Source organism: Sandarakinorhabdus sp., from assembly GCF_040398645.1.
GTDB lineage: Bacteria > Pseudomonadota > Alphaproteobacteria > Sphingomonadales > Sphingomonadaceae > Sandarakinorhabdus.
This window is the reverse complement of the sequence record NZ_JBBATR010000022.1, coordinates 28,807-32,211: the sequence shown is the minus strand read 5'-3', so window position 1 is coordinate 32,211 and position 3,405 is coordinate 28,807. Positions and strand designations below refer to the sequence as shown.

The 3,405-nt window shown below is 64.2% G+C and carries 3 protein-coding genes; 2 read left to right on the top strand and 1 reads right to left on the bottom strand.

The window, feature by feature from the left end:
* A partial coding sequence (gene crtY / locus ABWP50_RS07155) for a lycopene beta-cyclase CrtY (protein ID WP_353217307.1) occupies positions 1-995 on the bottom strand: 995 nt, incomplete at its 3' end.
* Positions 996-1,166: 171 nt separating this feature from the next.
* Between crtY and ABWP50_RS07150 the strand changes: the two genes are divergently transcribed.
* Positions 1,167-2,552, top strand: coding sequence for a cytochrome P450 (locus ABWP50_RS07150; protein WP_353217306.1), 1,386 nt, complete (start codon positions 1,167-1,169; stop codon positions 2,550-2,552).
* On the top strand, positions 2,552-3,405 hold an 854-nt coding region (locus tag ABWP50_RS07145; RefSeq protein ID WP_353217305.1), incomplete at its 3' end, for an alpha/beta fold hydrolase. The genes ABWP50_RS07150 and ABWP50_RS07145, both read left to right, overlap by 1 nt.

Genomic DNA, 3,405 nt, shown 5'->3' with positions numbered 1-3,405 from the left:
TCTTCATCTTCGGCGGCCAGAAACAGCATGCGATTGAGGATGCGGTACATGCCCCGGCTGTTCCACACCCGAATGGCGTGGTCGCGGCAGGCGCGGTGGATGGTCGTGGCGGCAAAATCCGGCAAGGCCGCCACCACATCAGCCATGCGCACTGCATCGGGAAAACTATAGCCGGTCACCGGATTGAACAGGCCGGCCGCCATGCCCACGCGCGCCACGCCGGGCGCGCCTTCATCCAGAAATGCCGCGATATTGCCGCCGATGGCCAGCGGCAGGATACCGGCCTCCTCCCGGATCACGCGGGTGATCTGCCAGCCCTGCATCACCGCATAATCGGCGATATGCCGGCGCAGCAAATCCGGCGCCAGATCGCGGCCGTCGGAAAAATACGTGTCTTCGATCAGGACATGGCGCGGGCCGTATGGCAGTGTGTAAACAAAGCGATAGCCGTCTTTTTGCGGCACCGTGGCATCCATGATGATCGGGCCGGCCAGGCCATGATCCTCGGCCAGCTCAACCTCCTGGCCCAGGAATTTCTGCCAGCGCAGATCGAGCGCCTTTGATTTCAATTGCCCGCGTCCATCAATCACGCCCGATGCGGTCAACACGCGCTGATCGGCCAGAGTCACGCTGGTCGGGGTGATCGCCACCACCGGCGTGTTGGTGATGATCCGTTCGGGCGGCAGCGCGGCGGCAATGGCAGCGGCCAGTTGTTCGGAATTGGTGGTGCCATAGCCGACGTTCAGCGTGCGCGCATGGCGCGGGAAGCGCACCGAATAACAATCCCAGCGGTGCGCAAACAGATCATGCGTCCAGCGCCGCTGCTCCTCGTTGATGTCCAGCCCGAACGACGACCAGGTGTGATCGCCGCCGATCGACGGCCCGGCTTCGACGATGGCGACGCGCACATCGGGGCGCAGTTGCGCCAGCCGCAGCGCGATGAGCGCGTTGGCAAGGCCGCCGCCAGCCAGCACAAGATCAAACTCCGGCTTCATGGCGCAGGCTTAGCCGGCATGACGCGGCAGGGAAAGAGCCCGCACCGCCAGCACCGGCAGCGTGACGCTTTGGCGCTGGTCATGCGGCCCGATTGCGCCCGCCGCCGGCTTTGCGTAACACGAAGTGTCGCAGGCGCGGATTGTCGCGCACCGACAGCAAGGTTTGCGCCAATGAACGCCCCCGTTGCCAATCGCAATTTCGTTGCCGCCGATCTGCCGGAGCCTGGCTACGGCGATCTGGCGCACATCCCCGGCATGGTGAAGGTGCGCATGCCGCTGTGGCGCACCCTGAAATTTCTGGCCAATCCGCTGGGCGCCAGCCGCGATCTGGTGGCGGCGCATGGCCGGATTTTCCGCCGCCAGGATATTGGCCGCTGGGGCGTCAGCCTGATCGGGCCGGAAGCCAACGAGATAGTGCTGTTCGACCGTGACAAGAATTTTTCCAGCGATCTGGGCTGGACACCCATCCTTGAGCTGCTCTTCCCGCGCGGGCTGATGCTGCTGGATTTCGAAGAGCATCGGATGCACCGCAAGACCCTGTCGGTCGCGTTCAAGACCGAGCCGATGCGCCATTATTTCACCCAGCTGCAAGACGGCATCGCGCGCGGGCTGGCGCCGTGGCCGCGCGGCCAATCGCTGAAATTCTACCCGGCGATCAAGGCGCTTACCCTCGATCTGGCCGCCACCAGCTTTCTGGGCGTGCCGTGGGGGCCGGAAGCCAAGGCCATCAACAAGGCATTTTGCGACATGGTGGCGGCATCGGTGGCGGTGATCCGCAAGCCGCTGCCGTTCACCGCCATGAAGCGCGGCGTGGATGGCCGCGCCTTCATGAGCGCCTATTTCGCCCGCGAAATCCCGCTGCGCCGCGGCCGCGAAGGCAAGGATATTTTCACGCAGGTGTGCAACGCCCGCGATGAAAATGATCAATTGCTGGGCGTGCAGGACATCATCGATCACATGAACTTCCTTATGATGGCCGCGCACGACACCACCACATCATCGATCAGCTCGATTGTCTGGTGCCTGGCCAAAAATCCGCAGTGGCAGGAGCAGCTGCGCGCCGAAATCGCTGGCATCCGCGCCCGCCACGGCGAGCTGTCTTATGAGACCATCGGCGAAATGGACGTGGCCGAACGCGTGTTCAAGGAAGCCATGCGGCTGATCCCGCCGGTGCCATCGATGCCGCGCCGCGCCATTCGCGATTTCACCTTTCAAAATCATGTCGTGCCGGCCGGCACCCATGTCGGCATCAACCAGATGATCAGCCACCGCCTGCCCGAACATTGGCCCGATCCCGAACATTTCGATGCGGACCGCTTCACGCCGGAAAACAGCCGCGGCCGCCACAAATATGCATGGGTGCCGTTTGGCGGCGGTGCGCACATGTGCCTTGGCCAGCATTTTGCCTATATGCAGGTGAAACTGGTGCTGTTTGCCCTCCTCGAACACCACCGCATCGTGGCGGAAACGCCGCTGGGCAGCGTGGAAAGCGATTTCACGATGTTCCCGATCCCCAAGCCCAAGAACGGCCTGCCGGTCCGGATCGAAGCGCTGTAATGGCAAATGCTGCGTCCCGGAGTGCATCTGGTCGCCCGCGCCGCTGGCTGCGGGGCCTGCTGATCGTGCTGGCGGTGATCGTGGGGCTGCTCGCCCTTGCCGTCGCCGTGTTTGCCACCCCGGATATTCCTGCCGCCAAGCTGCGCGCCAAATATGCCAATGCCGCCAGCCAATTTGTCGAACTGGCGCCCGGCACCACCATCCACATGCGCGACGAAGGCCCGCGCACGGGCTTTCCGGTCGTGCTGGTGCACGGCTCCAACGCGTCGCTGCACACGTGGGAACCCTGGGCCGAGCGGCTGACCGCCAAGGGCTACCGGGTGATCAGCCTCGATCTGCCGGCGCATGGCCTGACCGGCGCGACCACGGCGGGCGACTACAGCAACGCCGCCTATGTCGGCATCGTCGAGCAGTTGGTGGACCGGCTGGGCTTGCAGCGCTTTGTGCTGGGCGGCAATTCGATGGGCGGCGGCGTGTCCTGGCGCTATGCCGTGCGCCATCCGCAGCGCGTCGCCGGGCTGGTGCTGGTGGATGCCAGCGGCAAACCGCGGCCCAAGGGGTCATCGCCGCCGATTGGCTTCAATCTGGCGCGGGTGCCGGTGCTGCGCGATCTGATGGCGATCGTCACGCCGCGCACGCTGATCGAACGCAGCTTCAAGCAATCCATCGCCGTGCAAGCCATCGCCACGCCCGCGATGATCGATCGCTATTGGGAATTGCTGCTCTTTCCCGGCAATCGCACCGCCACCGTGGCGCGTTTTGGCCAATATCAGGGCAATGAAGACGCGGCAGCCCAGCTGGCGACGCTCAAGATGCCGACCCTGATCATCTGGGGCCGCGAAGATCATTTCAT

Bases quoted from the DNA above. Each gene is read 5' to 3' on its own strand.
- ABWP50_RS07150 (WP_353217306.1), top strand. From the start codon at position 1,167: ATGAACGCCCCCGTTGCCAATCGCAATTTCGTTGCCGCCGATCTGCCG.